General features: G+C 76.6%; 18 protein-coding genes, 1 pseudogene and 1 riboswitch. Of the genes and pseudogenes, 8 read left to right on the forward strand and 11 right to left on the reverse strand.

All coding sequences use genetic code 11. The annotated features are described in order from the left end of the window. Positions 1 to 85: 85 nt before the first annotated feature. The 5 genes from J5Y05_RS06780 to J5Y05_RS06800 all read right to left on the reverse strand — a co-directional run bounded on the left by J5Y05_RS06780 (position 86) and on the right by J5Y05_RS06800 (position 5,768). On the reverse strand, positions 86 to 1,780 hold the full coding sequence (locus J5Y05_RS06780; RefSeq protein ID WP_210869055.1) for an FUSC family protein: 1,695 nt from the start codon (positions 1,778 to 1,780) through the stop codon (positions 86 to 88). Positions 1,781 to 1,874: 94 nt separating this feature from the next. Then, positions 1,875 to 2,678, reverse strand: coding sequence for a class I SAM-dependent methyltransferase (locus J5Y05_RS06785; RefSeq protein ID WP_210869057.1), 804 nt, complete (start codon positions 2,676 to 2,678; stop codon positions 1,875 to 1,877). A gap of 137 nt (positions 2,679 to 2,815) precedes the next feature. Beyond that, positions 2,816 to 3,643, reverse strand: coding sequence for an ABC transporter ATP-binding protein (locus J5Y05_RS06790; protein WP_210869059.1), 828 nt, complete (start codon positions 3,641 to 3,643; stop codon positions 2,816 to 2,818). After that, entirely contained in the window at positions 3,640 to 4,740 is a 1,101-nt protein-coding gene (locus tag J5Y05_RS06795) for a FecCD family ABC transporter permease (RefSeq protein ID WP_210869061.1), read from the reverse strand. The genes J5Y05_RS06790 and J5Y05_RS06795 overlap by 4 nt, the downstream gene beginning before the upstream one ends. Further along, entirely contained in the window at positions 4,737 to 5,768 is a 1,032-nt protein-coding gene (locus J5Y05_RS06800; protein ID WP_210869063.1) for an ABC transporter substrate-binding protein, read from the reverse strand. The genes J5Y05_RS06795 and J5Y05_RS06800 overlap by 4 nt, the downstream gene beginning before the upstream one ends. Positions 5,769 to 5,810: 42 nt before the next feature. Further along, a riboswitch (cobalamin riboswitch) is annotated at positions 5,811 to 5,992 on the reverse strand. 113 nt (positions 5,993 to 6,105) lie between these two features. Here J5Y05_RS06800 and J5Y05_RS06805 point away from each other — a divergent pair. From J5Y05_RS06805 to J5Y05_RS06815, 3 genes are read left to right on the forward strand one after another with little or no spacing between them, the layout of a single operon-like run. Then, the gene (locus J5Y05_RS06805) at positions 6,106 to 6,741 is read left to right on the forward strand and encodes an ABC transporter ATP-binding protein (protein ID WP_210869065.1); all 636 of its coding nucleotides are present in this window, start codon (positions 6,106 to 6,108) and stop codon (positions 6,739 to 6,741) included. Further along, entirely contained in the window at positions 6,738 to 7,616 is an 879-nt protein-coding gene (locus J5Y05_RS06810; RefSeq protein ID WP_210869067.1) for a metal ABC transporter permease, read from the forward strand. Before J5Y05_RS06805 ends, J5Y05_RS06810 begins: the two co-directional genes overlap by 4 nt. Beyond that, positions 7,565 to 8,371 (forward strand): metal ABC transporter solute-binding protein, Zn/Mn family, encoded by an 807-nt coding sequence (locus J5Y05_RS06815; RefSeq protein WP_210869069.1) that lies wholly within the window; start codon positions 7,565 to 7,567, stop codon positions 8,369 to 8,371. Before J5Y05_RS06810 ends, J5Y05_RS06815 begins: the two co-directional genes overlap by 52 nt. A gap of 91 nt (positions 8,372 to 8,462) precedes the next feature. Here the strand turns inward: J5Y05_RS06815 and J5Y05_RS06820 are convergent, their stop codons facing one another. Further along, a complete protein-coding gene (locus J5Y05_RS06820; RefSeq protein WP_210869070.1) occupies positions 8,463 to 10,124 on the reverse strand; it encodes a class I adenylate-forming enzyme family protein in 1,662 nt (553 codons plus the stop codon). Continuing rightward, positions 10,121 to 11,941, reverse strand: coding sequence for a CoA transferase (locus J5Y05_RS06825; RefSeq protein ID WP_210869072.1), 1,821 nt, complete (start codon positions 11,939 to 11,941; stop codon positions 10,121 to 10,123). The genes J5Y05_RS06820 and J5Y05_RS06825 overlap by 4 nt, the downstream gene beginning before the upstream one ends. A gap of 122 nt (positions 11,942 to 12,063) precedes the next feature. Here J5Y05_RS06825 and J5Y05_RS06830 point away from each other — a divergent pair. Beyond that, positions 12,064 to 13,224: pseudogene (locus J5Y05_RS06830) on the forward strand (acyl-CoA dehydrogenase family protein); the annotation flags it as partial. 1,628 nt (positions 13,225 to 14,852) lie between these two features. Here the strand turns inward: J5Y05_RS06830 and J5Y05_RS06835 are convergent. Continuing rightward, the gene (locus J5Y05_RS06835) at positions 14,853 to 16,043 is read right to left on the reverse strand and encodes an MFS transporter (protein WP_307853740.1); all 1,191 of its coding nucleotides are present in this window, start codon (positions 16,041 to 16,043) and stop codon (positions 14,853 to 14,855) included. A 187-nt stretch (positions 16,044 to 16,230) separates the two neighbouring features. On the opposite strand from J5Y05_RS06835, the gene J5Y05_RS06840 reads away from it, so the two are divergent. Beyond that, positions 16,231 to 16,953 carry a hypothetical protein gene (locus tag J5Y05_RS06840; protein WP_210869074.1) on the forward strand — a complete coding sequence of 241 codons (723 nt, stop codon included), beginning with the start codon at positions 16,231 to 16,233 and terminating at the stop codon, positions 16,951 to 16,953. A gap of 189 nt (positions 16,954 to 17,142) precedes the next feature. Next, positions 17,143 to 17,751, forward strand: a complete 609-nt coding sequence (locus J5Y05_RS06845) for a sigma-70 family RNA polymerase sigma factor (RefSeq protein ID WP_210869783.1) — start codon at positions 17,143 to 17,145, stop codon at positions 17,749 to 17,751. Between the two features lie 87 nt (positions 17,752 to 17,838). Here J5Y05_RS06845 and J5Y05_RS06850 read toward each other — a convergent pair whose 3' ends face one another. Continuing rightward, positions 17,839 to 18,189, reverse strand: coding sequence for a helix-turn-helix domain-containing protein (locus J5Y05_RS06850; RefSeq protein ID WP_247614063.1), 351 nt, complete (start codon positions 18,187 to 18,189; stop codon positions 17,839 to 17,841). Positions 18,190 to 18,401: 212 nt separating this feature from the next. Here J5Y05_RS06850 and J5Y05_RS06855 point away from each other — a divergent pair, with 212 nt between their 5' ends. Further along, positions 18,402 to 18,572, forward strand: a complete 171-nt coding sequence (locus J5Y05_RS06855) for a DUF5670 family protein (RefSeq protein ID WP_210869076.1) — start codon at positions 18,402 to 18,404, stop codon at positions 18,570 to 18,572. Between the two features lie 201 nt (positions 18,573 to 18,773). On the opposite strand, the gene J5Y05_RS06860 is transcribed toward J5Y05_RS06855, so the two are convergent. Both J5Y05_RS06860 and J5Y05_RS06865 read right to left on the reverse strand, forming a co-directional pair. Next, positions 18,774 to 19,574 carry a thioesterase family protein gene (locus J5Y05_RS06860; protein ID WP_210869077.1) on the reverse strand — a complete coding sequence of 267 codons (801 nt, stop codon included), beginning with the start codon at positions 19,572 to 19,574 and terminating at the stop codon, positions 18,774 to 18,776. 149 nt (positions 19,575 to 19,723) lie between these two features. Continuing rightward, the gene (locus tag J5Y05_RS06865; RefSeq protein ID WP_210869079.1) at positions 19,724 to 21,277 is read right to left on the reverse strand and encodes an SDR family oxidoreductase; all 1,554 of its coding nucleotides are present in this window, start codon (positions 21,275 to 21,277) and stop codon (positions 19,724 to 19,726) included. Between the two features lie 112 nt (positions 21,278 to 21,389). On the opposite strand from J5Y05_RS06865, the gene J5Y05_RS06870 reads away from it, so the two are divergent. Then, positions 21,390 to 21,899, forward strand: coding sequence for a MarR family winged helix-turn-helix transcriptional regulator (locus J5Y05_RS06870; protein ID WP_307853743.1), 510 nt, complete (start codon positions 21,390 to 21,392; stop codon positions 21,897 to 21,899). Positions 21,900 to 22,184 lie beyond the last annotated feature (285 nt).

The raw sequence follows: 22,184 nt of genomic DNA on the forward strand, positions 1-22,184 counted from the left end.
GCGCCGCGCCTTGCTCCGTCGTCCCGCCGCGCTCCGGCGACACCACGCGCTACGGCAGCACCCCGCGCCCCGGCGGCACCACGCGCTACGGCGTCCCCGCCGGGGTCGCCGCCACGGTCGCCGCCCGGTGCCGGAGCGTCGCGGCGAGTGTGCGGTGCGCCCGGCGCTCGGTGCGCAGCAGCCGCTCCTCCGGCAGGGCGCGCTGCCACCACTCGCCGGCCGCCGTGTCGGCCGCGTCGCGCAGCTCCACCAGCCCGGCGGTGAGCCGGTGGCGGGCACCTGCCAGCTCGGCGGCCGACCCCGGGACGGCCGACAGGGCCCGCTCGGCCTCCCCGGCCGCCAGGTCGACCGCGGTCAGCGCCCGCTCCAGCCGGCCGCCGGTGCGGCGGCTGGTGACGAGGACGGCGGCGAGCATGCCCACCGCGACCCCGGCCACGGTGTCCAGCACCCGGTCCGTGATCAGCTCGCTGACCGGCCGGACGGCGCCGAACTCGGTGATCAGCAGTGCCAGCGGCGTCACCGACACGGTGCCGAGCCAGTAGTTGCGGCTGATCAGCATCTCGTTGCAGAAACTGAACGCCACGCACAGCGCCGCCAGGGCCACGATCCCGGTCCGGGCCAGCGGGACGACCGCCGCGAAGACCGCCACCCCGCACAGGTTGCCGACCGTGCGCTGGAGCACCCGGTGCCAGGTCAGGGTGACGTTCGCCTGGTAGATCGAGGCGGCCGAGACGATCGCCCAGTACGGGTGGCCGACGCCGAGCGCCAGCCCGGCGTACCCGGCCAGGGCGCAGCCGACCGCGCAGCGCACGGCGAGGGGGAGCAGGGGTGCGCCGGGCGTGAGGAACCGGCGCGACGCGCCCGTGCGGCGCCGGTCGCGCCGGGCCCGGCGTTCGGTGTCGATGCCGAGGAGTTCGGCGTCGCCGCCCGCCGGGACCGCCACCTCGGGCAGCGGTCCGTGTCCGCGCACCTGGCGGGCCCAGGCGCGCAGTCGCGCGGGGCCGGTCCCGCCGGGCGCGGCGACGAGCGCGTCCTCGGCGCAGAGCACGAGGCGTTCCAGGGTGCGCCGGACCGGGGTGCGCCTGCCGCCCGCCGACAGCGACTGCCAGGCGCCGTGCACGGCGGAGGCGGCGGCGTGCCGGGCGCGGGCGCGCGCGGGCTCGTCCCCGGCGTCGAGGAAACCGGCGGCGGCCTCCAGGGCGCGCGCGGTGGCCCGGCGCTCCGGCCCCTCACGCCGGACCAGGGCGGGGGCGAGGGTGACGAGGCCGCCGACGACTCCGGCGCCGAGGGTCAGGGCGAGGTGGAAGGGGATGTCCGAGAGCCGCTGGGGCAGGAAGAGCGTGCCGGAGGAGACGAAGACGAGGATCGTGTGGCCGGGCGGGCCGATGCGGGTCGCGTCGCAGACGGCCTTCTGGACACCGGCGAGGAGGGCGGCGAGGGCGATCAGCACCGGTACGTCGTCGACGAGGGCGGCTCCGAGCAGCGCGGCTCCCATGCTCGCCGTCATGCCCGCCACCACCCCGGCGGTGGCCCGGACCCGGGCCGCGTAGGGGAGGTGGTGGGCGTACAGCGCGCAGAAGGCGCCGGGCATCACGTACATCGCCAGGCCGGTGCGGCCGGTGAGCAGCAGGGGGGCCAGGACCAGGGCGACGGCGACCGCGACGCTGGTGGCGGGCTTGAACCAGATGTCGGAGGGCCGGTTCACCCGGAGCACGCCGGACAGCGGGAGTCTGCGGACGGGAGGCTGTCGGGTGGCGGATTCCGGGGCGGTGCTGGTCATGGAGACCGATTTTAGCAGGTGTTTTACTAGTAAACGAATGTGCGCGGAGCGTGGCCCGTGAGCGGTGGGCGTGCCCAGGCGTGCTCCGAGGCGGTCACCGCAGGGCGGCCACCACCGCGTCGCTCGCCGAGCACCACACCTGGCGGGCCTGGCCGAAACCCTGTGCGAGCAGCGTCTCCAGATGCCAGGCCGTCGTCGTGGGCCGGTCGCGCGGGGGCCCGTCCGGGCGGGGCTGCCGGGCGTCGCCGAGCAGCGCGAAGCGCCGGGCCGCCGCCTCGGCGAGGAGCGGATCGCGGGCCGCCTCCCGCCACCAGCCCGCCCAGTCCAGGCGGCCCCGCTCGCGCTCCCGCTCCCGCCGCTCGGCGTGCAGCGCGCCCAGGGCGGCGTTGATCCGGGGAGCGGAGGCGTCCTCCATATGGTCGGCGTTGAGGAACACCCCGCCCTCGCGGACCACGCCGGCCAGCGTCCCGTACAGGCGGCGCAGCGGCTCCGTCTCCAGCCAGTGCAGCGCGGTGGCGGTCACCACCGCGTCGTACGAGGGGTGGGGGAGGCGTGCGGGCCACGCCGGGTCGGTGAGGTCGGCCTCGACGAAGGCGACCCGGTCGTCCCCGGCGAAGTGGCCCCGGGCGATGGTCAGCAGCGCGGGGTCGAGGTCCAGGCAGGTGCTGCGGGCCTCGGGGAGCCGGCGCAGCAGGCGGTCCGTGACGCTGCCGGTGCCGCAGGCCAGGTCGAGGACGCGGGGGGCGCGGCCCGCCACCGCCTCCACGGTGTCGGCCATGACCCGGAAGCGTTCCTCCCGGTCGGGCATGTACCACTCCTGCTGGCGGTCCCAGCTCCGCTGCCAGCGCTGCCAGCGCTGCCAGTGCTGCCGCTCGGACGCGGCGGTGGTCGTCGTCATGGGCGTGCCTTCCTGCGGGGGGCCGGGCTTCCGCGACGGAGGACACGCTATTGCACACGGCTCGCAGAAAGGTCCCGCGCCTCACCGCGTTCACCCCCGGGTGGGGGCGGGCTCGGTGGCCCGCCCCCCCGGCGTGCTCAGCGCACGGACGCGTCCGGTCCGGTCCGCTCCGTCGCCTTCGGCGCGCACCGCTCGCCCGGCAGGAACGTCACCTGCGGGGCCCCGGTGCGCGGGTGGACCGCGACCTCGGCCGACACGCCGTACACCTCGGCCAGCAGCCCGGGGGTGAGGACGTCGGCGGGCGGGCCCGAGGCGGTGACCCGGCCCTCCCGCAGGACGTAGAGGCGGTCGCAGTAGTACGCGGCCAGATTGAGGTCGTGCAGGGCGACGAGGACCGTGGCGGAGAGCCGGCGCAGCGTGTCGAGGACGTCGAGCTGGTGCCGGATGTCCAGGTGGTTGGTCGGCTCGTCCAGGACGAGCAGCGAGGGCTGCTGGGCGAGCGCGCGGGCGATCAGGACGCGTTGCCGCTCCCCGCCGGAGAGCCGGTCGAAGGACCGGGCGGCCAGCGCGGTCCCGTCCACCGCGTCGAGCGCCCGGTCGATGAGCGCGCCGTCCTCGGCGGTGTCCCCGGCCAGCAGCCGCTGGTGCGGGGTGCGGCCCATGGCGACCACCTCGCGCACCGTCAGGTCGAAGTCGGCGCCGCCCTCCTGGACCACCGCCGCCACCGTGCGGGCCAGCCGGCGCACCGTCAGGGACCACACGTCGGCGTCGTCGACGCGGACGTGGCCCTCCCGGGGGCGCAGCACCCGGTAGACGGCGCGCAGCAGACTGGACTTGCCGCTGCCGTTGGGACCGACCAGGCCGATGGTCTCGCCCGGCCGGGCGGTCAGCGACACGTCTTCCACCAGACGGCGGGCGCCCGCGGTGAGGGTGACACCCTCGACGGAGAGACCGGCGGCGGTCACGCGGCACCCCCCTCCCGGTGCCGGCGCGCGTCCCGGCGCAGCAGCCACAGGAAGAACGGGCCCCCGCACAGCGCGGTGAGCACGCCGACCGGGATCTCCATCGGCGCGGCGACGGTGCGCGCGGCGATGTCGGCCCACACGAGGAAGACCGCCCCGGCGAGCGCGGCCGTCGGCAGCACCCGGCGGTGGTCGCCGCCGACCAGGAGCCGTACCACGTGCGGCAGCATCAGGCCGACGAAGCCGATCGGCCCGGCCGCCGCGACCAGCACGCCCGTCACCAGCGAGAGCAGTACGAACATCCGGGCCCGGAACCGCGCCACGTCCAGGCCCATGGTGGTGGCGGCCTCCTCGCCGGCCAGCAGCAGGTTGAGGTTGCGGGCCTGCGTCAGGAGGACGCCGACACCCACCAGCAGGGCCGCGCTCGGCAGGGCGAGGGTGCCCCAGTCGACGCCGCCGAGGCCGCCGAGGGTCCAGGCGAGCACGTGGCGGGCCTCGTGACCCCGGTCGGAGGTGAGCAGCAGCAGGTTGAGGACGGCGGTGAGCACCGCGGCGATCGCCACGCCGGAGAGCACCAGCCGTACGGAGGTGATGCGTCCGCCGGTGCGGGCGGTGGCGTAGACGAGGACCAGCGCGCCCAGCGCGCCCGCGAACGCGGAGACCGGCAGGGACGCCGGGCCGAAGAGGGAGACCCCGAACACGATCACCGCGACCGCCCCGAGGGACGCCCCGGAGGAGACGCCCAGCAGGTACGGCTCGGCCAGCGGATTGCGCACCAGCGCCTGGAGGGCGGTGCCCACCACCGCCAGCCCGGCGCCGGTCACGGCCCCGAGCACCACGCGCGGCGCCCGGACGTCGAGGACGATCGTCTCCCGGGCCCGGGTCCAGTCGGGCACCCCCCAGTCGGCGCCGAGCGCGTGCGTCACGATGCCCCACACCTGGCCGGGCGGCACCCGTACCGAGCCGATCGCCAGCCCCGCCGTGACGGAGGCCAGCAGCAGCACGACGAGGACCGCCACCGTCGCCGCCAGGCCCGTCCGGCCCGGGGGCCGGACGGGCACGGGCGCCGTGGTGGGTGTGCCGGGGGCCGGCGCCGTCACCGGAAGCTCGCGGGGTGCAGCCCGCGGGCCAGGTCCTCGACGATGTACGCGGAACGGACCCCGACCAGCGTCGCGGTCAGCGGCAGGACCACGAACCGCTTCTCGCGCACGGCGGGCACGTCCGCGAGGGCGGGCTGCGACAGCAGGAACTTCTTCTTCTCCTCGACGCTGCCGGCACCGGCGTAGTCGTAGATGGCGATGACCTCGGGCCGGCGCTCGACGACCTGCTCCCAGGAGACGTCGCCGAAGACCTCGTCCAGGTCGGAGAAGACGTTCTTCCCGCCGGCCAGCCGGATCAGGTCGGTGCCGAGGCCCTTGCCACCGGCGGTGAAGGCGCTCTTGTCGCCGCTGTCGTACACGAAGACGGGCACGGCGGGCGCGTCCTCGACCGCGGCGGCGGCCTTGTCCACGCGGGCGCCGAGGTCGGCGACGAGCCGGCCGGCACGCTCGGACACCCCGAAGATCCGGCCGATGACGCGGATCTCCTCGTAGGTGTCCTCCATCGTCACCTTGTCCCGGCCGCAGTACTCGCGGTTGAGGTGGGTGTCGATCCCGGCGTCCGCGAACGCCTTGCGGGAGCGGCCCTCCTTCTCCGCGAACGCGCTGCCGTAACCGCCGTAGACGAAGTCCGGTTCGGCCTCCAGGATCGCTTCGAAGGACGGCTCCCGCTTCGCCAGTTCGGGGACGGAGGCGAAGTCCTCGCGCAGTTCGGGCAGGACGGCGGAGTCGGGGAAGGCGGTTCCCACCATGCGGTCCTTCAGCCCGAGGGAGAGCATCAGCTCCGCCGGGTGCTGATGGATGGTGACCACCCGGGAGGGCGGTCTGTCGTACGTGGTCTTGACACCGCAGTTGTCGACGGTCACGGGGAAGCCCGCGGGGGCGGACGCCGTGGCCTTCGCGTCCTTGTCGGTGCCGGGCGAGGCGCCGCAGCCCGCGGTGAGCAGGACGGCCGCCAGGGCGAACGCGCCGGCGGCGCGGGCCGGGCGGCGCCGGCGGGCAGGGGTGGACGGTCGCGGGGCACGGGGCATGCCGGTATACACGTGAAGCCTCCTGGGGAGTCCGCGCTCCTCGGAACGGGCCCGCGACAGGCCAGTGTCCTGACTCCCGGATCGACGTTCCCCCCGCCTTCCCGCGCGGCGCGCAGTGGCATGTCGAAGGGTTGCACTCCCCGGTCACAGTGGCGGGACCGTGCCGGATTCACACCGGCTTCCTGTCTCCCGTCGCGGCGATGACCCGACGATCGTACGTTCTCCCAGGTGATGGGGGTGAGCCGGGACCGGAAATTCCCGCCCCCGGCCGGGAACCGGGAGCCGCCGCGGTCCGACTGCTCTCCGGGGGACGAGCGGGAGAGGCGGCGGAGGCCGGATGGGCGGACTGGACGTGCGGATGCGCCGGGTGGAGTGCCGGCACGGACGCGTCGAGGCGGTGCGCGGGGTGGACCTCGACATCGCGGCGGGCGAACGGGTCGCGCTGACCGGCACCAACGGATCGGGCAAGACCACCCTGGTCCGCGCGGTGCTGGGCCTGCACCGCCGGGCCGGCGGGGACATCCTCGTCGGCGGCCGGGACACCGCCACGGCCGCCGAGTGGGCGTGGCGGCGCCGGGCCTGCGCCTGGATTCCGCAGAAACCGGCGACCGGCCGCTTCCCCCTGCCCGCGCGCGAACTCCTCGCCGCCGGCGGCGCCCCCGAGGAGGCGCACCGGGCCGCCGCCCGGCTCGGCGTGGGAGCGCTGACCCGGCGCCCGCTGCACACCCTCTCCGGCGGACAGCTCCAGCGCATGTACCTGGCCCGCGCGGTCGGCTGCGTCGCCGCCGGCGCCGGGGTGCTCCTCGCCGACGAGCCCACGGCCGCCCTCGACTTCGCCGGTCAGGAGGAGGCCGCCGACGTGCTGCTCGCGCTGCCGGTGACCGTCGTGGTCGTCACCCACGACCGGGCCCTGGCCGAACGCTGCGACCGGGTGCTGGAGATGGCCGCGGGCCGGCTGCGGGAGGTGCGGTGACCCACCTCGCCGCCGCCGACCTCGGGCAGCTCCTCGACCTGATGCCCGTCCGCCGGGCCGGCCTCGCCCTGCTGCTCGCGGCGATCGCGCTGCCCGTCGTCGGCGTCGTGATCGTCGGCCTGGACATCATGCCGGTGCGGTTCGCCATGATGCACGTGGCGCTGCTCGGCATCGCCGTCGGGCTGCTCACCGGAATCGACCCCATGCTGTGCGCGCTGGTCGCCTGCGCGCTGGCCGGCGCGGGCGTCGCCCCGCTCGCCCGCACCCCCGACGGCCTCTCCGGCGCCATGGGCCTCCTGATGAGCCTCGCCATCGCCGCCGCCCTGCTGGTCCTGTCCGTCTCCGGCGTCAACGCGCAGGGCGCCTTCGCACTGCTGTGGGGTTCGATCCTCTCCGTCGGCGAGGGCGACCTGTGGCTGCTCGGCGCGCTCGCCGCCGTCGTCCCGGCCCTCTTCTGGTGGCGCCGCCGCGATCTCGCCCTGCTCCTGTACGACCGGGAACTCGCCCTCGCCTCCGGGGTCCGCGTCGAACTGCTCACGCTGCTGCTGCTCGTCCTGGTCGCGGTCTCCGTCGCCGGGGCGATCCGGCTGACCGGCGCCCTCCTCGTCGACGCGCTCACCCTGCTGCCCGCGCTCGCCGCGCGGCGCCTGGGCACCTGCCTGAAGACCATCACCGCCTGGGCCGTCGGCATCGGCGTCGCCGTGAACCTCACCGGGTTCCTCGTCGCGCTCAGCCTCGACTGGCCGCCCGGTCCCGTCCTCGTCCTCACCGCCGGGGCCGTCGCCCTGGCCGCCCACCTCGTTCCCGAACGGAGAACCCTTCCATGGCGCGCATCCGCGTCCGTACCCTCCCCCGCACCACCGTCCTCGCCCTGAGCACCGCGCTCGCGCTGTCGGCCACCACCGCCTGCGGCTCGACCGGGACGGGCGGTGAATCGGACGGGAAGGACGGTGGCCTCGTCGTCGTGGCCACCACCACCTGGGAGGGGGCCTTCGCGCGGGCCGCCGGCGCCGAGGACGTCCGGGTCATCGTGCCCTCCTCCGCGCAGCACGCCCCCGACTACGACCCGCGCCCCTCCGACCTCACCGCCGTCGCCGACGCCGACTTCGTGCTCTACGCGCCCTTCGAACCGTACGCGGCCAAGATCAAGGAGGCCGCCGGTTCGGACGCCGAACTCGTCGAGGTCGAACTCGACAACGACGCCGACAAGGTGAGCGCCGAAGTCACCCGCCTGGGAAAGCTGTTCGGCACCGAGGACTCCGCGCGGCGCTGGAACCGCTCCTTCATGACCGAGTACGGCGCCCTCCGCGGCGAACTGCGGGCGCAGTGGCCCGAGGACCGGGCCCCGGCCGTCGTCGCCCAGGTCTACACCGTGTGGGCGGCCACCATGGCGGGCGCCGACGTGCGCGGCACCTACGGACCCGACGCGGTGACGGCGAAGCAGCTCTCCGACCTGTCCGGGAAGAAGCCCGCGCTGGTCCTCGACAACGCACACATGACCACCGGCAAGGTGCTGCCCGACTCCGGCGCCCGCCAGGTGGACATCGTCAACTACCCCGGCACCGACCTGGACCTGATGACGGTCTACAAGGACGCCGCAGACGCCATCGGCCGCGCCCTCGCCTCCTGACGACCCGCGCCGAGGGGGCCGCCGGGAGCGTTCCCGGCGGCCCCGGCCGTGCGCCGCCGAGCGCTTCCCGGCGGCCCCGGCCGTGTGCCGCTCAGCCCGCCCGTGCGAACGGACCCTGGCCCGCGCACCGCTCCCGCAGCGCCGCCCGGTCCGGCTTGCCCGCCGGAGTCAGCGGCAACTCCTCCACCAGCAACAGGTGTTCGGGATGCCTGCCGCGCTCCAGACCCCGGCCGTCCAGGTGCGCGCACAGCTCCGCCAGCGACAGCGCCCCCGCCCGGGGCACCACGCAGGCCGCCAGCCGCTCGCCCATCAGCGCGTCCGGCACCCCCACGCACACCACGTCCCGCACCCCCGGATGCGCGGCCAGCTCGATCTCCACCTCGGCCGGGCTGATGTTGGCCCCGCCCCGGATCACCACGTCCTTCAGCCGGCCCACCACCCGCAGCGTGCCGTCCTCCCCGAGCACCCCGAGGTCGCCCGTGCGCACCCAGCCGTCCCCGGTGCGGTACCGGGCGTCCAACTCGGGCGCGGCGACGTAGCACAGCGGTGTCATGGGGCCGCGGGCGACGATCTCCCCGACCGCGCCGCGCGGCGCCTCCCGCAGCCCCGGCACGTCCGGGACGGCGATGCGGATGTCCGCCACCCGCGGGTCCGGGCGGCCCGCGACGATCCCGGGCCCCGGAGCGGCGGGCGGCCCGTCGGACAGGCCCGTGTGGCAGTTGACGCCGTCCGCCGACCCGTAGAGGTTGACGACCGGGCAGCCGAAGACCCGCCGCGCCTCCCGCGCCGTCGCCGCGTCCAGCGGCGAGCCCCCGACGACCACGGCCGTCGGCGCCGGGAACGGTTCCGCACCGCCCCGCGCGATCCGGTCCAGCACCATCCGGATCATCGTCGGCACGCCCAGCACATGGCTCGGCCCGTGCGCGGCGAGCGCCGCCAGCGCCGCGTCCGGCGTGAAGTGCCCCGGCAGCACCAGCGTGCCGCCGTGCCGCGCCAGCGTGACCGGCGTGCCGTTGCTGCCGAACGCGGAGGCCAGCGGCACCAGGAACAGGCAGCGCGGCGCCCGCCCGTCCGGCAGGAGCGAGCCGAGGAAGTTGCCCCGCCCGCCGGCCAGCGCGTTGTGCGAGTACGCCACCATCTTCGGCTCGGCCTCCGACCCCGAGGAGACCAGGATGCGGGCGGCGTCGTCGGGGTCCGGGCGCTCCGGCCGGAAGGCCGCCGGATCGCACTCCAGCAGCGCCGACAGCGCCACGGCCCCCTCCGGTACGGGCCCCGGGCCGGCGGCGACCACATGGCGCAGGGCGGGCAGTTCCCCCGCCGCCCCGAGGAGTTCGGCCGCGTGCCGGTCGCCGCGGTGCTCGGCGGCGGCGATCACCGCCACCGCCCGCGCCCGGCCCAGCAGCGACACCGCCTCCCGCCGTCCCCGCCCGGCCGGGAAGGGCAGCGCGACCGCGCCGAGCGCCGCCAGGGCGAGGTCGGCGGCGACGGCGTCCCGCCCGTTGGCGAGCTGCGCGCCGACCACGTCCCCGGGCCCCACCCCGAGCCCGGCCAGCCCGGCCGCCAGCCGCCGCGCCCGGTCGTCGAGCGCCGCGTACGTCAGCGCCCCCTCGGCGTCGACGAGCGCGGTCCGCTCCGGATGGGCGATCCGGCGGGCCCGGTACAGGCTGTACAGGTCCAGGTCGGGACAGGTGCCGTCGGCGGCCCAGGCACGGCGCAGCGCGGCCGGCAGCAGATCGGGCAGGTCCACGCTCATGCGAAGCTCCAGGGGGTCGGGACGGCGGGGGCACCGTGCGCGTCGCGCCCGATGGCCCCGGCCGCGAGCAGGCCGCTCAGGTCGGCGACGACCGGGACGGCGGGGACCCGTTCCGCGCGGAGCCGCTCCACAGCCCGAGCGGTGGACAGCCCCCGTACGTCGGGGAGTCCGCCGTGGCCCCCGGCGGGCGCGAGCCACCCGTCGGCGGTGCGCAGCGGGCGGCGGAACCCGGCGGGTCGGCGCGGATCGAGCCCCCGCGCCGCCCGCTCCCGGGCCGCCTCGGTGAGCACGTCGGCCGCGCCGAGCAGCGAGGAGTCCACCCGTACCCCGCTCCCGGTCCGCTCCCGCAGCAGCAGCCCGGCGAGGACCGCCTCCGCCCCGAGCAGCCCGCCGAGCACGTCGAGCAGCGTCATCAGCGACGGCGCGGGCGGCTCGTCCGCCGGACGCACCGCCTCGCCCACCCCCGTACGGGCTTGCACCATGAAGTCGGTGCCCATCGGCGCCCCCGGCAGCCGGTCCGCCCACCCGCTCGTGTACGCGTACACCAGGCCCGGGTTGGCCGCCGACAGGTGCTCGTGGTCCAGCCCGAGCCGGGCGGCCCGGCCCGGTGCCCAGTTGTGCAAAAAAACGTCCGCGGTGGCGGCCAGTTCCCGCAACCGCCGTTGACCGGCGGGGGACTTGATGTCGACCTCGACGGCCTCCTTGCCCCGGTTCAGCGCCAGCCACCGCGCGGACACGCCGGAACAGGCGGGCGGCATGCCCCGCAGCGGGTCCCCGCCGGGCGGCTCGATCCGCACCACCCGGGCACCCAGCAGCCCGAGCAGGTGCGTGGCCAGGGGCGCCTGGATGCGGCGGCCCGCCTCCAGCACCGTGAACCCGGCCAGCGGCAGCGCCCCGCCGAGCGCCTCGGCGCGGACCGGGTCCGCCGGGGGCCCCGGGGTCAGCGTCCACGGTGGCGCCCCGTCGTACTCGGCCGCCCGCCCGGCCGTCGACGCGAGCGCGCACACCTCGGCGCCCGAGACGTCCGCCGCCTCCCGAAGCCGCCGCCACGGCGTCGCCCGCGCCGCCGCGTGCAGGGCATCCGGCAGGGGAGCACAGGCGGTGGCGTAACGGAACTGGAAGGGCCGCCAGCCCCGGCGTATCGCCTCCTCGTCCGCGCCGACGGCCCGCCAGAACAGCGCCCAGGCCCCCGGATCGAGCGTCTCCAGCTCGAACAACGTGCCCTCCGCCGAGGTGAACGGCGGCCCGCCCGGGGCGAGTTCGGCCGCCTCCGGCTCCTCGGCCCCGGCGGCGGCCAGGTACTGCGAGACGGTGAGCAGCCCCGCGCTCCGCGCGTCGACGCCGACCCGCGTGAACCGGCCGTCACCCCGGGCCCGCGCCAGCAGCGCCGCGAGCAGCCCCTGCACGGCCAGAACACCGGTGGCCGTGGCCGCGTAGTCGACGGCGAGACCGCGCGGCCCGCCGTCACGGCGGCCGTGCACCGCCATGATCCCGGTCGCCGCCTGCGCCGTCGCCTCGTCCACGACGCCCTCGCCCCACGAGGTGACCGCGGTGACCTCGCCCTCCGGGCCGCCGAGGGTCAGGCGCGCGCCCTCCTCGCGCGGGGCGGCGGCGGTGACGTCCTCCGGGTGCCAGGAGGTGCCCGTGGCGGCGGGGGCGGGCCGCTCGGTCTCGCCCCGGCCGGGCACGGCGCCCAGCAGGTCCAGGTGCCGGGCCACCAGATCGTCCCCCGGGCCCCGTGGACCCGAGCGCTCCCACCGGAGCCCGTCGAGGGGACCGGCCGTCCGTACGGCGGCCGGTGTGGCTGGAGTCGCCATGCCTCTCCTTCCTTGACGCCCGGGAACCCGGGGGCGGCTGCCCCCGACCAGTTCCACGCAAGAGGGAGTCGGACGGCCGGTGGGCGGGGTTCCCGCCCCCGCCCGGAAAGTGAGGCAGCACCATGGACGAGACCGCCGGCACACCCGCGTGCCCGCCCGGTACCCGGGAGATCCGCGATCGCGTGGCGGCTTTCGTCCGCGACCGGGTGATGCCGGCCGAACCGCTCCTGGACGCCGGCGGACCACAAGCCGCCGAACGGCTGCGGGAGTTGCGCCGCGATGCTCGGGGCGCCGGCCTGTGGGCGCTGCCGCACCCCACCGCGCTCGGCGGCCGGGGCATGCCGCTCGGCGCCTACGCCCACGTCGCCGAGGCGGAGGGCGCCAGCGACCACGGACCGGCGGCGCTCGGCTCGGCCTCCCTGCTCGACGCGCTGATGCTGTCGCGGCACGGCCGGGGCGAGGTCCGCGAGCGGTACGCGGCCCGCCTGACCTCGGGCGACCTGCGCGCCTGCTACGCCATGACCGAACCGGACACGCCCGGCACCGACCCCTTCCTCACCGCGACCCGCGCCACCCCCACGCCGGACGGCGGCTGGCGGATCAGCGGACGCAAGTGGTTCACCAGCGGAGCCGCCGACGCCGACCTCGTCACCGTCCTCGCCCGCACCGACGGCGACCCACCGGAGCGCGACGGGCTCTCCCTGCTGCTGGTGCCCACCGACGCGCCCGGCTTCCGCCTGGTGCGGGAGCTGCCGGTGCTCGGGGCGGCCGGCCAGGGGGAGATCGCCCTCGACGGCGTCCGGGTCGGCCCGGACCACCTCGTCGGCGAACGCGGCCGGGCGCTCACCGTCGCCGCGGAACGGCTCCAGCTCGGCCGCACCCTGCGCTGCCTGCGCTGGCTGGGGCAGGCCCGGCGGGCCTTCGACCTGATGCGGGACCGCGCCGCCTCCCGCACCGGCTCCCGCGGACCGCTCGCCGGGCACCAACTGGTGCAGGCCCACGTCTTCGAGTCCCTGCTCGCGCTGCGCACCACCCGGCCCCTGGTCCACGAGGCCGTCGCCCGGCTGGCCGCCGGACAGGACGCCCATGTGGAGGTCGGCCTGGCGAAGGTCGCCGCCGCCCGCACCCTCCAGCAGGTCGCCGACGCGGCGATCCAGGTGCACGGCGCGGCGGGCCTCGGCCCCGACACCGCCCTGCCCGCCCTCTTCCGCACCGGCCGCGCGGCCCGCCTCCTCGACGGCCCCGACGAACTCCACATCACCTCGGTGGCCCGGCGCGTGCTGGGCGTGCGGGGTGGCGGGGAGCGGGGGAGCGGGGGAGCGGCGCGGGCGGCTGACCGCGCGTCAGGCGGCGTGGGGGCCGACGAGGCCGGTCAGCGCGGCGAGGGCGTACGCCAGGAAGAAGGTGCCCCAGACCAGCTCGTGGCGGGGCGCGGCGTCGGTCGCCAGGTCGTAGCAGCCGTCCAGGAGGCGGCCGTCGGGGGTGAGATGGTGACGGACCAGGTCGTCGAGGAGGTCGAGGGCCTGGTCACGGCGGCCCAGCTTGAGCAGGGCGACGGCGGCGATGGCGGCGGCGGAGGTGTCGACGGGGGAGCCGGTTTTCCCTTCGACGGCCGGGGGCACGGTCCGCCACGGGACGAGACCGTCGGCCACCGGGGCGAGGCCGGGGCGGCCCAGTCGGTGCACCGCGTCGGCGACGGTGTCGACGAGGGCTGTGGGGCGGGCCTGTTCTCCGACGGCCGGGGGCACGGTCCGCCACGGGACCGGGCTGTCCGCCGCCGGGGCGAGGCCGGCGTGGCCCAGCCGGTGCACCGCGTCGGCGACGGCGAGCAGCAGCCAGGCCCGGCCCCGGGTCCAGGTGGGCGGCGGATCGTCGCGCGGCACCCACCCGGTGGCCTCCTCGTACTGCCAGGACCAGACGAACGAGCCCTCGCCCGCGCAGAGTTCCAGATGGCGGCGCAGATGCGCGCCGGCCGCCGCCGGATCGACCGGGGCCAGCAGCGGTACGAGGCCCGGTACGCCGTCGACCCGGGCCAGCAGCCGGGGCCCGCCGAACGCCCCGCCCCACGGCACCAGGCCGAGCCCGGGATCGAACGCGGCCCGGCAGGCGCGTGCCGCCCGGTCCCGTAGCGCGCTCGCGGCGGGATGGTCGGCGAGGGCGGTGCCGTACCAGAGGATCAGGCCGCGCGTGGCCGTGTCGGCGTCCACCCAGGGGGCGAGCCGCGCGGTGCACCGGAGCGCGGCCTCGCGGTCGTCGCCGGAGCCGGTGTGCCGGGCGCGCAGCCAGAGCAGCCCGGCCCAGAAACCGCCGGTCCAGGAGCCCCGCCCGGTCGTCGTCCACCGGCCCCCGTCCGGACCGGCGAAGAGCGGGAACCGGTCGCCGGCCTCGGCCCGGGTCACGGCCACACGGTTCAGGACGGCCTCCAGCGCGGAGCGCGCCCAGGCGGGGGCGCCGGGGGCGGGGTGCGCTGACGAGGGCGCGGGGCGGGGCGCCGGGCCTGGTCCGGTCGACCGGGGTGCGGGGCTGGGCGCCGGGCTCGGTCCGGTCGACCGGGGTGTGGTGTCGGCCTTTGGCGCGGGGTGGGCCGGTGGCAGTGGGCCGGTGGCCTTCGCGGACCGGCGTAGGCCGTCGGTCTCCGGGCCTGGTCCGGTCGACCGGCGTGTGGTGTCGGCCTTCGGCGCGGGGTGCGTCGGTGGCAGTGGGCCGGTGGCCTCCGCTGACCGGTGTACGCCGTCGGTCTCCAGGCCCGGTCCGGTCGACGCGGGTGCGGTGGCGGCTTCCGGCGTGGTCCCCGCCCGCTCGGGTTTGCCGCCGCCCTTCGCTGCGCCGCGTATCCCGTCGCCCTCCGGTGCCGGTGCCGGTCCCGGCCGTCCGGACGCGTCCCCGTCCTCCCGGTGTCCAGGCGTCCCGGTCACCGGTGGGCCGCCGCCCGGCGGTCCCGTACCGACCACGCCACCGCCACCGCGCCCGCCGCCGCGAACTCGGCGGCCACCAGCAGCCAGCCCGTCCCGTACCGGCCGGCCGAGGCCGCGAGGCCGAACAGGGGCGGGCCGAGGGCGAACCCGGCGAAGAAGCCCGCCGACACCAGCGCCGAGTCCTGACCGGCCCGCCCCGGTACCGCACGCTGCAACACCAGCACCATCGACACCGCGTTCGCCGACACCGCGAAGACCCCGACGGCCACCGCCGCCACCCAGGCCAGGGCGGGCACCGCCGCCGACGCGGCCAGCAGCAGCGCCGCCCCCACCGCGCCCGCCGCCAACAGCCCCGGCAGCCGCGCGGCCCGTTCCGGCCGGTCGGCCAGCCGGGACCAGCCGATCCGCCCGGCGATCCCCGCCACGCCCAGCACCGCCACCAAGGCCCCCGCCGCCGTGGCACCGAGGCCCAGCTCCCGCGCCCCGTACAGCGCCAGATACGTGTTGACGGAGGCGATACCGCAGCCCAGCAGCAGCGAGAAGCCCGCCAGCCAGGCGATCATGCCGCGCGGCACCCACGACGCCGCCGACGCCTTCGGCGGGGGATCGGCGGGCAGCGTCAGGGCCGCCCACAGCGCCGCCGCCACCGCCGCGGCGGCGGCCGTCCACACCGCGGGCCGCCACCCGGCCGCCGAGGCCAGCGCCGCGAGCGGCAGCCCCGCGGCGAACGCGCCGAGCTGCACGCCCGACTGCTTCGTCCCGGTCACCGCGCCGCGCCGCGCCACCGGGACGACGGCCAGGATCGCCTTGTTGGTCGCCGGGTTGGCCAGCGCCTGCGGCAGCCCGCCCAGCGCCACCGCCGCCAGCAGCACCCCGGCCCCCGGCGCGGCCCCGATCAGCGTCAGCGCCGCGGCCGAGGCGAGGAGCAGCCCGACCAGGCACGTACGCGGCCCGAACCGGTCCACCACCCGCCCACCGAGCGGCGACAGCAGCGCCGCCGCGCCGAAACCGGCCGTCGTGGTCAGCCCGAGCGTCGTCACCGAGAGGCCGAGGTCGTCCACGAGCCGGGGCCCGAGCGCGCCGAGCAGGAACAACTGGAGCATCGAGAAGGCCATCGCACAGGTCAGAAGGGCCGTCAGCCCCGCACCGGCCCGCGCCCCGTGGGCCTCGTCCGTCTCCCGCGTCACCGGCACCCCTCCCTCGAACCGCGCCCGGACGTGCCACCGGGCCAGGAACAATTGTCGGTCGCGTGGCCCGCGGGGTTCCCGTGGCCGCCTGTGACGTGCATCATGCCGACCGCATTGAGTCGGAGGCCGGGAGGAGCCCCGTACCCTCCGGTGACGCGTGAGACCCGGATGCGAGGATGAGGGCGCCATGACCGCAGGGTGGGCTTCACGCACGGTGCGGGCCGCGGTCTTCGCGGCCGTGTGCGTGCTGCTCGCCGCCCTGGGCCACGTCCTCATGTCGGGGACGCCCGTGCCCTGGTGGGCGCTGACCGCCGGGACCGCGGCGACCGGCGGCGCGGCCTGGCGGCTCGCCGGCCGTGAGCGGGGACGGCTGCTGGTCGGCTCGGTCACGGTGGCCGCGCAGACGGCGCTGCACACCGCCTTCTCCCTCGCCCAGGCGCTCGCCTCCCCGGGCCCGTCCGACCCCGGCGCGCTCGCCGGACGGTGGCGGGACCACCTCCTGTGCGCCGCCCACGACGGGATGGCGGCGTCCGCGGCGCCCATGGACCACCACGCGCACCACGGCGTCTCCTCCGCCCTGTCCGGGGCGGGCGGCGCGGCGGACCCGGCCGCCGCCGCGCAGCACACCATGGGCGGACTCTCCCCGGCCGGGATGCTCGCCGCCCACCTGCTCGCCGCGCTGCTGTGCGGGCTGTGGCTCGCCCACGGCGAACGCGCCGCGTTCCGGATCGTACGGGCCCTGGCCGGCTGGTTCGTCGCGCCCCTGCGCCCCCTGCTGCGCCCGGCGCTGCCGCCACCGCCCGCCGATCCGCACGCGCGCCGGACCGGCGACGTCCGCTGTCCGCGCCGCCTGCTGCTCGCCCACGCCATCACCTCCCGGGGGCCGCCCGCCGTGGTCGCTGTCGCCTGACGACAGCCGGCTCCCCGAGGCCGCCCGGAGCCGACCCCGTGTCGCGCCCGCCGCCTCGGGCACCGGCCGCGCACGACCGTGCCCGGCCGCCCCCTGTCTCACCGGCACCGCCCCACCCGCGCCGCCGCGGCGTCGTACGCGCGCACGCGTCCGGTGGCGGACCGGTGCCCGGAACCCCGGAAGGACACGCTGGTGACCACAGCCGCCCTGCCGCCCGCCCGTACCCCCACCCGAGAGGAGTCGATCACCGCCTGGGCCCTCGCCGCCCGCGGCGGAGACACCGAGGCCACCGAACGGTTCGTCCGCGCCCTCCACCGCGACGTACGCCACTACGTCACGTTCCTCGGCGCCGACCCGCAGAGCGCCGACGATCTGGCGCAGGACACGTTCCTGCGGGCCCTGGGGAGCCTGCACCGGTTCGAGGGCCGCTCCTCGGCCCGGACCTGGCTGCTCTCCATCGCCCGACGCGCCGTCATCGACAGCATCCGGCACACCTCCTGCCGTCCCCGCCTCGCGGACACGGACGACTGGGAGGGTGCCGCCGAACGCGTCCAGCCGCGCGGACTGCCCGGCTTCGACGACGGCATCGCCCTCGGCGAACTGCTGGACACGCTGCCCGCCGACCGCCGGGAGGCGTTCGTCCTCACCCAGTTGCTGGGGCTGCCCTACGCGGAGGCGGCGGCCGTCAGCGACTGTCCCATCGGCACGGTCCGTTCCCGGGTGGCCCGCGCCCGGACCGCGCTGATCAAGTGGCTGGACGAGGCGGAGCGCGCCCCCGCGCCCCGCACCGCCGTCTGACCCGTGCGAGCACGGCGCCGCCCCGGCCCCCCACCGGGCGCGGCGCCGCCCGCGCCGCCGGCTGCGGGGGCGACGGGTACGCGCTGGTCAGGCGGCGTGCGGGGTGAAGGTGACGCGGGAGTCGCCCTCGTCGATGGCCAGGTTCAGGGTGCCGTCCAGGGCCTTGGCCAGGCGTCGCAGCAGCGGGAGCGTCGGCACGGTGTCGCCGCCCTCCATACGGGACACCTGGGGCTGCGTCATCCCGGCCCGCTCGGCCAGCTCGGCCTGGGACAGGCCCAGTTCGACCCGACGGTCGTAGACCGCCTGCCCGAGATCACCGGCCAGCCGCGCGTCGACGTACTCCTGGTCGTACTCCACGGCCTCACGTCTCCTCGTCCCTCGGAACTTGCTGCTCAGGTGGGGAGAGTACGGCTCACGGGGCGCCGCGATCAACGGCATATACCTCCAGTCGCATAGGGCAAGCACCCGCGGCCTGTGCTTCCCCTCGCCCTTGCCCGCGCGGCGCCGGCCGGGTGTCGTTGTCGATGGCGGTGGGCGCTCACCGGCGGCTGGAAAGTGGTGAGGTGAAGGGGCGTCTGATTCTTTTCCCGTGATTGCCCGGCGTATGGAGGAGAAGTGGGGGCACCAGAAGGAGCGGAGGTGGATAAACAATGGTTCCCTTGCTTCTCGTTCTTCTGCTGGCCCTGATTCTTTTCGGTGCGGGATTCGCGCTCAAGGCGCTGTGGTGGATCGCCGTCATCGTCCTGGTGGTGTGGCTGCTGGGCTTCCTCGTCCGCCCGGCGGGCGGCGGCGGTCGCCGGGGGCGCTGGTACCGCTGGTGAGTGCGGCGTGAGCGCACGGGGAACGGAGCGGGCTCACCGGCGATCGTCCGGTGGGCCCGCTCTGTTCCGTATGCCGCCCGGGAAGCGCCCGGAATCGTTCCGGCGCGGCGCCCGCCCATTTCGCTGAATTGCCGTACCCGCGAACGGTGTCGGAATGCGCCGGGGAATTCCGGGAACGCCCGGTGACGTACCCGGCTCCGGTCAGGGCTGCGGGCGGACGGTGAGGAGTTGCTGCGCGTGCCCGACCGGGCCGTCGACGTCGTGCAGGACGGTACTGGTGATGCCCTGGCCGGTGGGGCCGAAGACCACGGTGGTGTCCAGGCCGGTCCAGTCACCCCGAGGCGCGCGGTGGAAGTGGAGCGTCAGGTCGACGTTGGGGAACATCCACTCCGTCGGCGACTCCCGCACCGCGATGCCGTTCGCGGTGTCGACGAGCGTGACGAAGGACGCCCGCGGGCTCGCCGCCTCCCCGGCGACCAGATCGAGCCCCGTGGAGATCCACGCGGTGGTGCGCCCCGGCAGCGGCGGGGCGAGCGGCCGGACGTCCAGGGAGGCGATGTAACCGCCGGGCCACCGGGACGCCATGTCCCACGGCGCGAGGGAGGCGGGATCGGTGAGCCGGCCGGCGCCGCCGCCGGCCACGGCGCTCGTGTCGAGGGTGGCCAGCAGCCACGCCCGCGCCCGGACCACCGCACGGCCGCCGATCACCACCGTGACCTCGACCAGCTCGATGGTGCGGCCGGGGCGGAGGACCTCCACCCGCGTCTCGCACTCGTCGAGCGCGAGCCGGCCCAGGATGTCGAAGCTCATCCGGCCGAGGGCCATCTCCGCGCCGGGCCGCCCGGCCAGATGCCGGTCCAGGGCGTGGACGATCAGCCCGCCGAGCGGACTGAAATGCTGCTCGTCCGTGCTCCACGCGCCCCCGGCGTGCGCGGTGGGCTTGTAGCGGTGCTCGTCGATGCGCTCGTAGTAGCTGTCCGGCGTCGATGTGCTGGTGGTCAACAGGCTTCTCCCTAGGCGGCGGCAGGGCAGGCGCGGCCGGACCGGCGGTGCCGGGACCGGCGCCGCTCAGGATAGTTCGCCCCCTCGGCGCGGGAACGGGCGCCCGGTGGCGGACGGCGGGCCCGTGATCCGGCGCGGCGGACGGGTCCTCAGGCGCCCCCGTCGCTCGCCGCCGTCACCGGAGCCTGGGCGGGGCGGCGGGCAGCGGCGCGGGCGATGTTGCGGGCCATGCCGCCGAAGACCACGGAGTGGAAGGGCCACACGCTCCACCAGTAGGCGTGGCCCGCCAGCCCGTGCGGGTGGAAGAGGGCCCGCTGCCGGTAACGGGTCCGCCCGGCCTCGTCCGTCTCGGCGTACATCTCCAGCCAGGCCAGCCCCGGCAGCCGCATCTCGGCGCGCAGCCGCAGCAGCCGGCCCGGCCGCACCTCCTCGACCCGCCAGAAGTCCAGCGAGTCACCCGCCCGCAGCCGGGCCGCGTCCCGGCGCCCCCGGCGCAGCCCGACCCCGCCCACCAGCCGGTCCAGTCGGCCGCGCACCGCCCAGGCGAGCGGGAACGAATACCAGCCGTTGTCACCGCCGATCCCCTCGATGACCTGCCACAGCGCCTCCCGCGAGGCGTCCACCTCCAGCGACCGGCGGTCGGTGTAGAGGCTGCCGCCCGCCCAGTCCGGGTCGGTGGGCAGCGGATCGCTCGGGGCACCCGGCACGGACGCCGACGACCAGCGCGTGCTGACCTGCGCCTCGCGCACCCGGCGCAGGGCCAGCCGGACCGCCTCGTCGAAGCCGAGCGCGCCGCCGGGCGGCGCGGGCACGTACCGGTCGATGTCGTGCTCCCGGCAGACCACCTCGTACCGCAGCGACTCGGTGAGCGGGCGCGCGATGGAGGCGGGGACCGGGGTGATCAGCCCCACCCAGTGGCTCGACAGGCCCGGCGTCAGCACCGGCAGCGGGAGGATCAGCCGCCGCGGCAGCTCGGCAACCTCGGCGTACCCCAGCATCATGTCCCGGTATGTGAGGACGTCGGGACCGCCGACGTCGAAAGCACGGTTCACATGGTTCGGCATCCGCGCGCTGCCGACGAGCGCGCGCAGCACGTCCCGCACGGCGACCGGCTGGATACGGGTGTGGACCCAGCTCGGCGTGACCATCACCGGCAGCCGTTCGGTGAGGTAGCGCAGCATCTCGAAGGAGGCCGAACCGGAACCGATGATCACCGCGGCCCGCAGGACCGTCGTGGGCACCCCGGAGTCCAGGAAGACCCGCCCGACCTCCGCGCGGGAGCGCAGGTGCGGCGAGAGCCGCCGTTCCGGCACGCCCGGCGGGGTGAGACCGCCGAGGTAGACGATCCGCCGGACCCCGGCCGCGCGGGCCCGCTCGGCGAAGGTGCGCGCCGCGCGCCGGTCCGTCTCCTCGAAGTCCTTGCCGCTGCCCAGCGCGTGCACCAGGTAGTAGGCGACGTCCACGCCCTCCAGCGCGACGTCCAGCGAACCGGCGTCCGTCACGTCCGCCCGGACCGTCTCCACCTCGCCCGCCCAGGGGTGGTCGCGCAGCTTCTCCGGCGACCGCGCCAGGCACCGCACCCGGTGGCCGGCGGCGAGGAGTTCCGGCACCAGCCGGCCCCCGATGTACCCGGTGGCCCCGGTGACCAGGCAGCGCAGCCCCGCTCCGCCGTCCTCCGGCGCCGTGCCGTGTGCTTCGCTCATGGTGCCCTCGTCTCCCGCCTCGCGCCGGACCCGTGTCCGGTCATCCCTTCCCCCGGGGTTGCCCGCGGTGGACGCGGCATGCCCGAACGTGACCCTTCTATACGCTGACCGCGTGGCGACAGCGAACCAGCGCGGACCGCGCGCGCAGCACGAGCGGCAGACCCCGGCCGCACCCCGGACCGACGACCTCCAGACCGTCGCCGCCCAGCTCAGACGGATGAACGGGGAGATCAACCGACTCGTCCAGGGCTTCGCCAACGCCCACGGGCTGCACGCCACCGATGTCCAGGCGCTCGCCGCGATCCTGGACTCCCAGGGGCCCATGACACCCAAACGGCTGGGCGAGCACCTGGGGCTGACCTCCGGCGCGGTCACGGCCTGCGTGGACCGGCTGGAACGCGCCGGGCACGTGCGCCGGGTACGCGAGAGCGCCGACCGGCGCGTGGTCCACCTGCACTACGCGCCGGACGCCCGGGAGTCGGCCCGGCTGTACTTCCGGCCGCTGGCCGAGGCGGCGGCAGCCGCCCGGGACCGCTTCGACGCGGACGAACTCGCCACCGTGGCGCGCTTCCTGACGGCGGTCAACGAGGAACTGCGCGCCGCGCGCCCCACCGACCGCTGAGCCCCGCACCGGAGCGCGGACCGCGGACCGCGGACCGCGGACCCCTGCCCCGCCGCGCCGGGCTCGCGGGCACCCGCCTGCCGCTCCCCGCGCCGGGCTCGCGTCCGATTGTTCCTCGGCTGTGATGTAACTCGATCATCGAGATTGTTTATGATCGAGCGGCTGTCCGGCGCGTCGCCTTCGGCGCGGCCCCGCCCGGCCGGTTCACTTTCGAACGGCAGGACCGACCACCCCCCACCCCGACCCCAGGACACCGCGGCCCTGCCGGACCGCACCCCCGATCCC

This window comes from Streptomyces tagetis (assembly GCF_018069565.1).
In the GTDB taxonomy this organism is placed as follows: Bacteria; Actinomycetota; Actinomycetes; order Streptomycetales; family Streptomycetaceae; genus Streptomyces; species Streptomyces tagetis.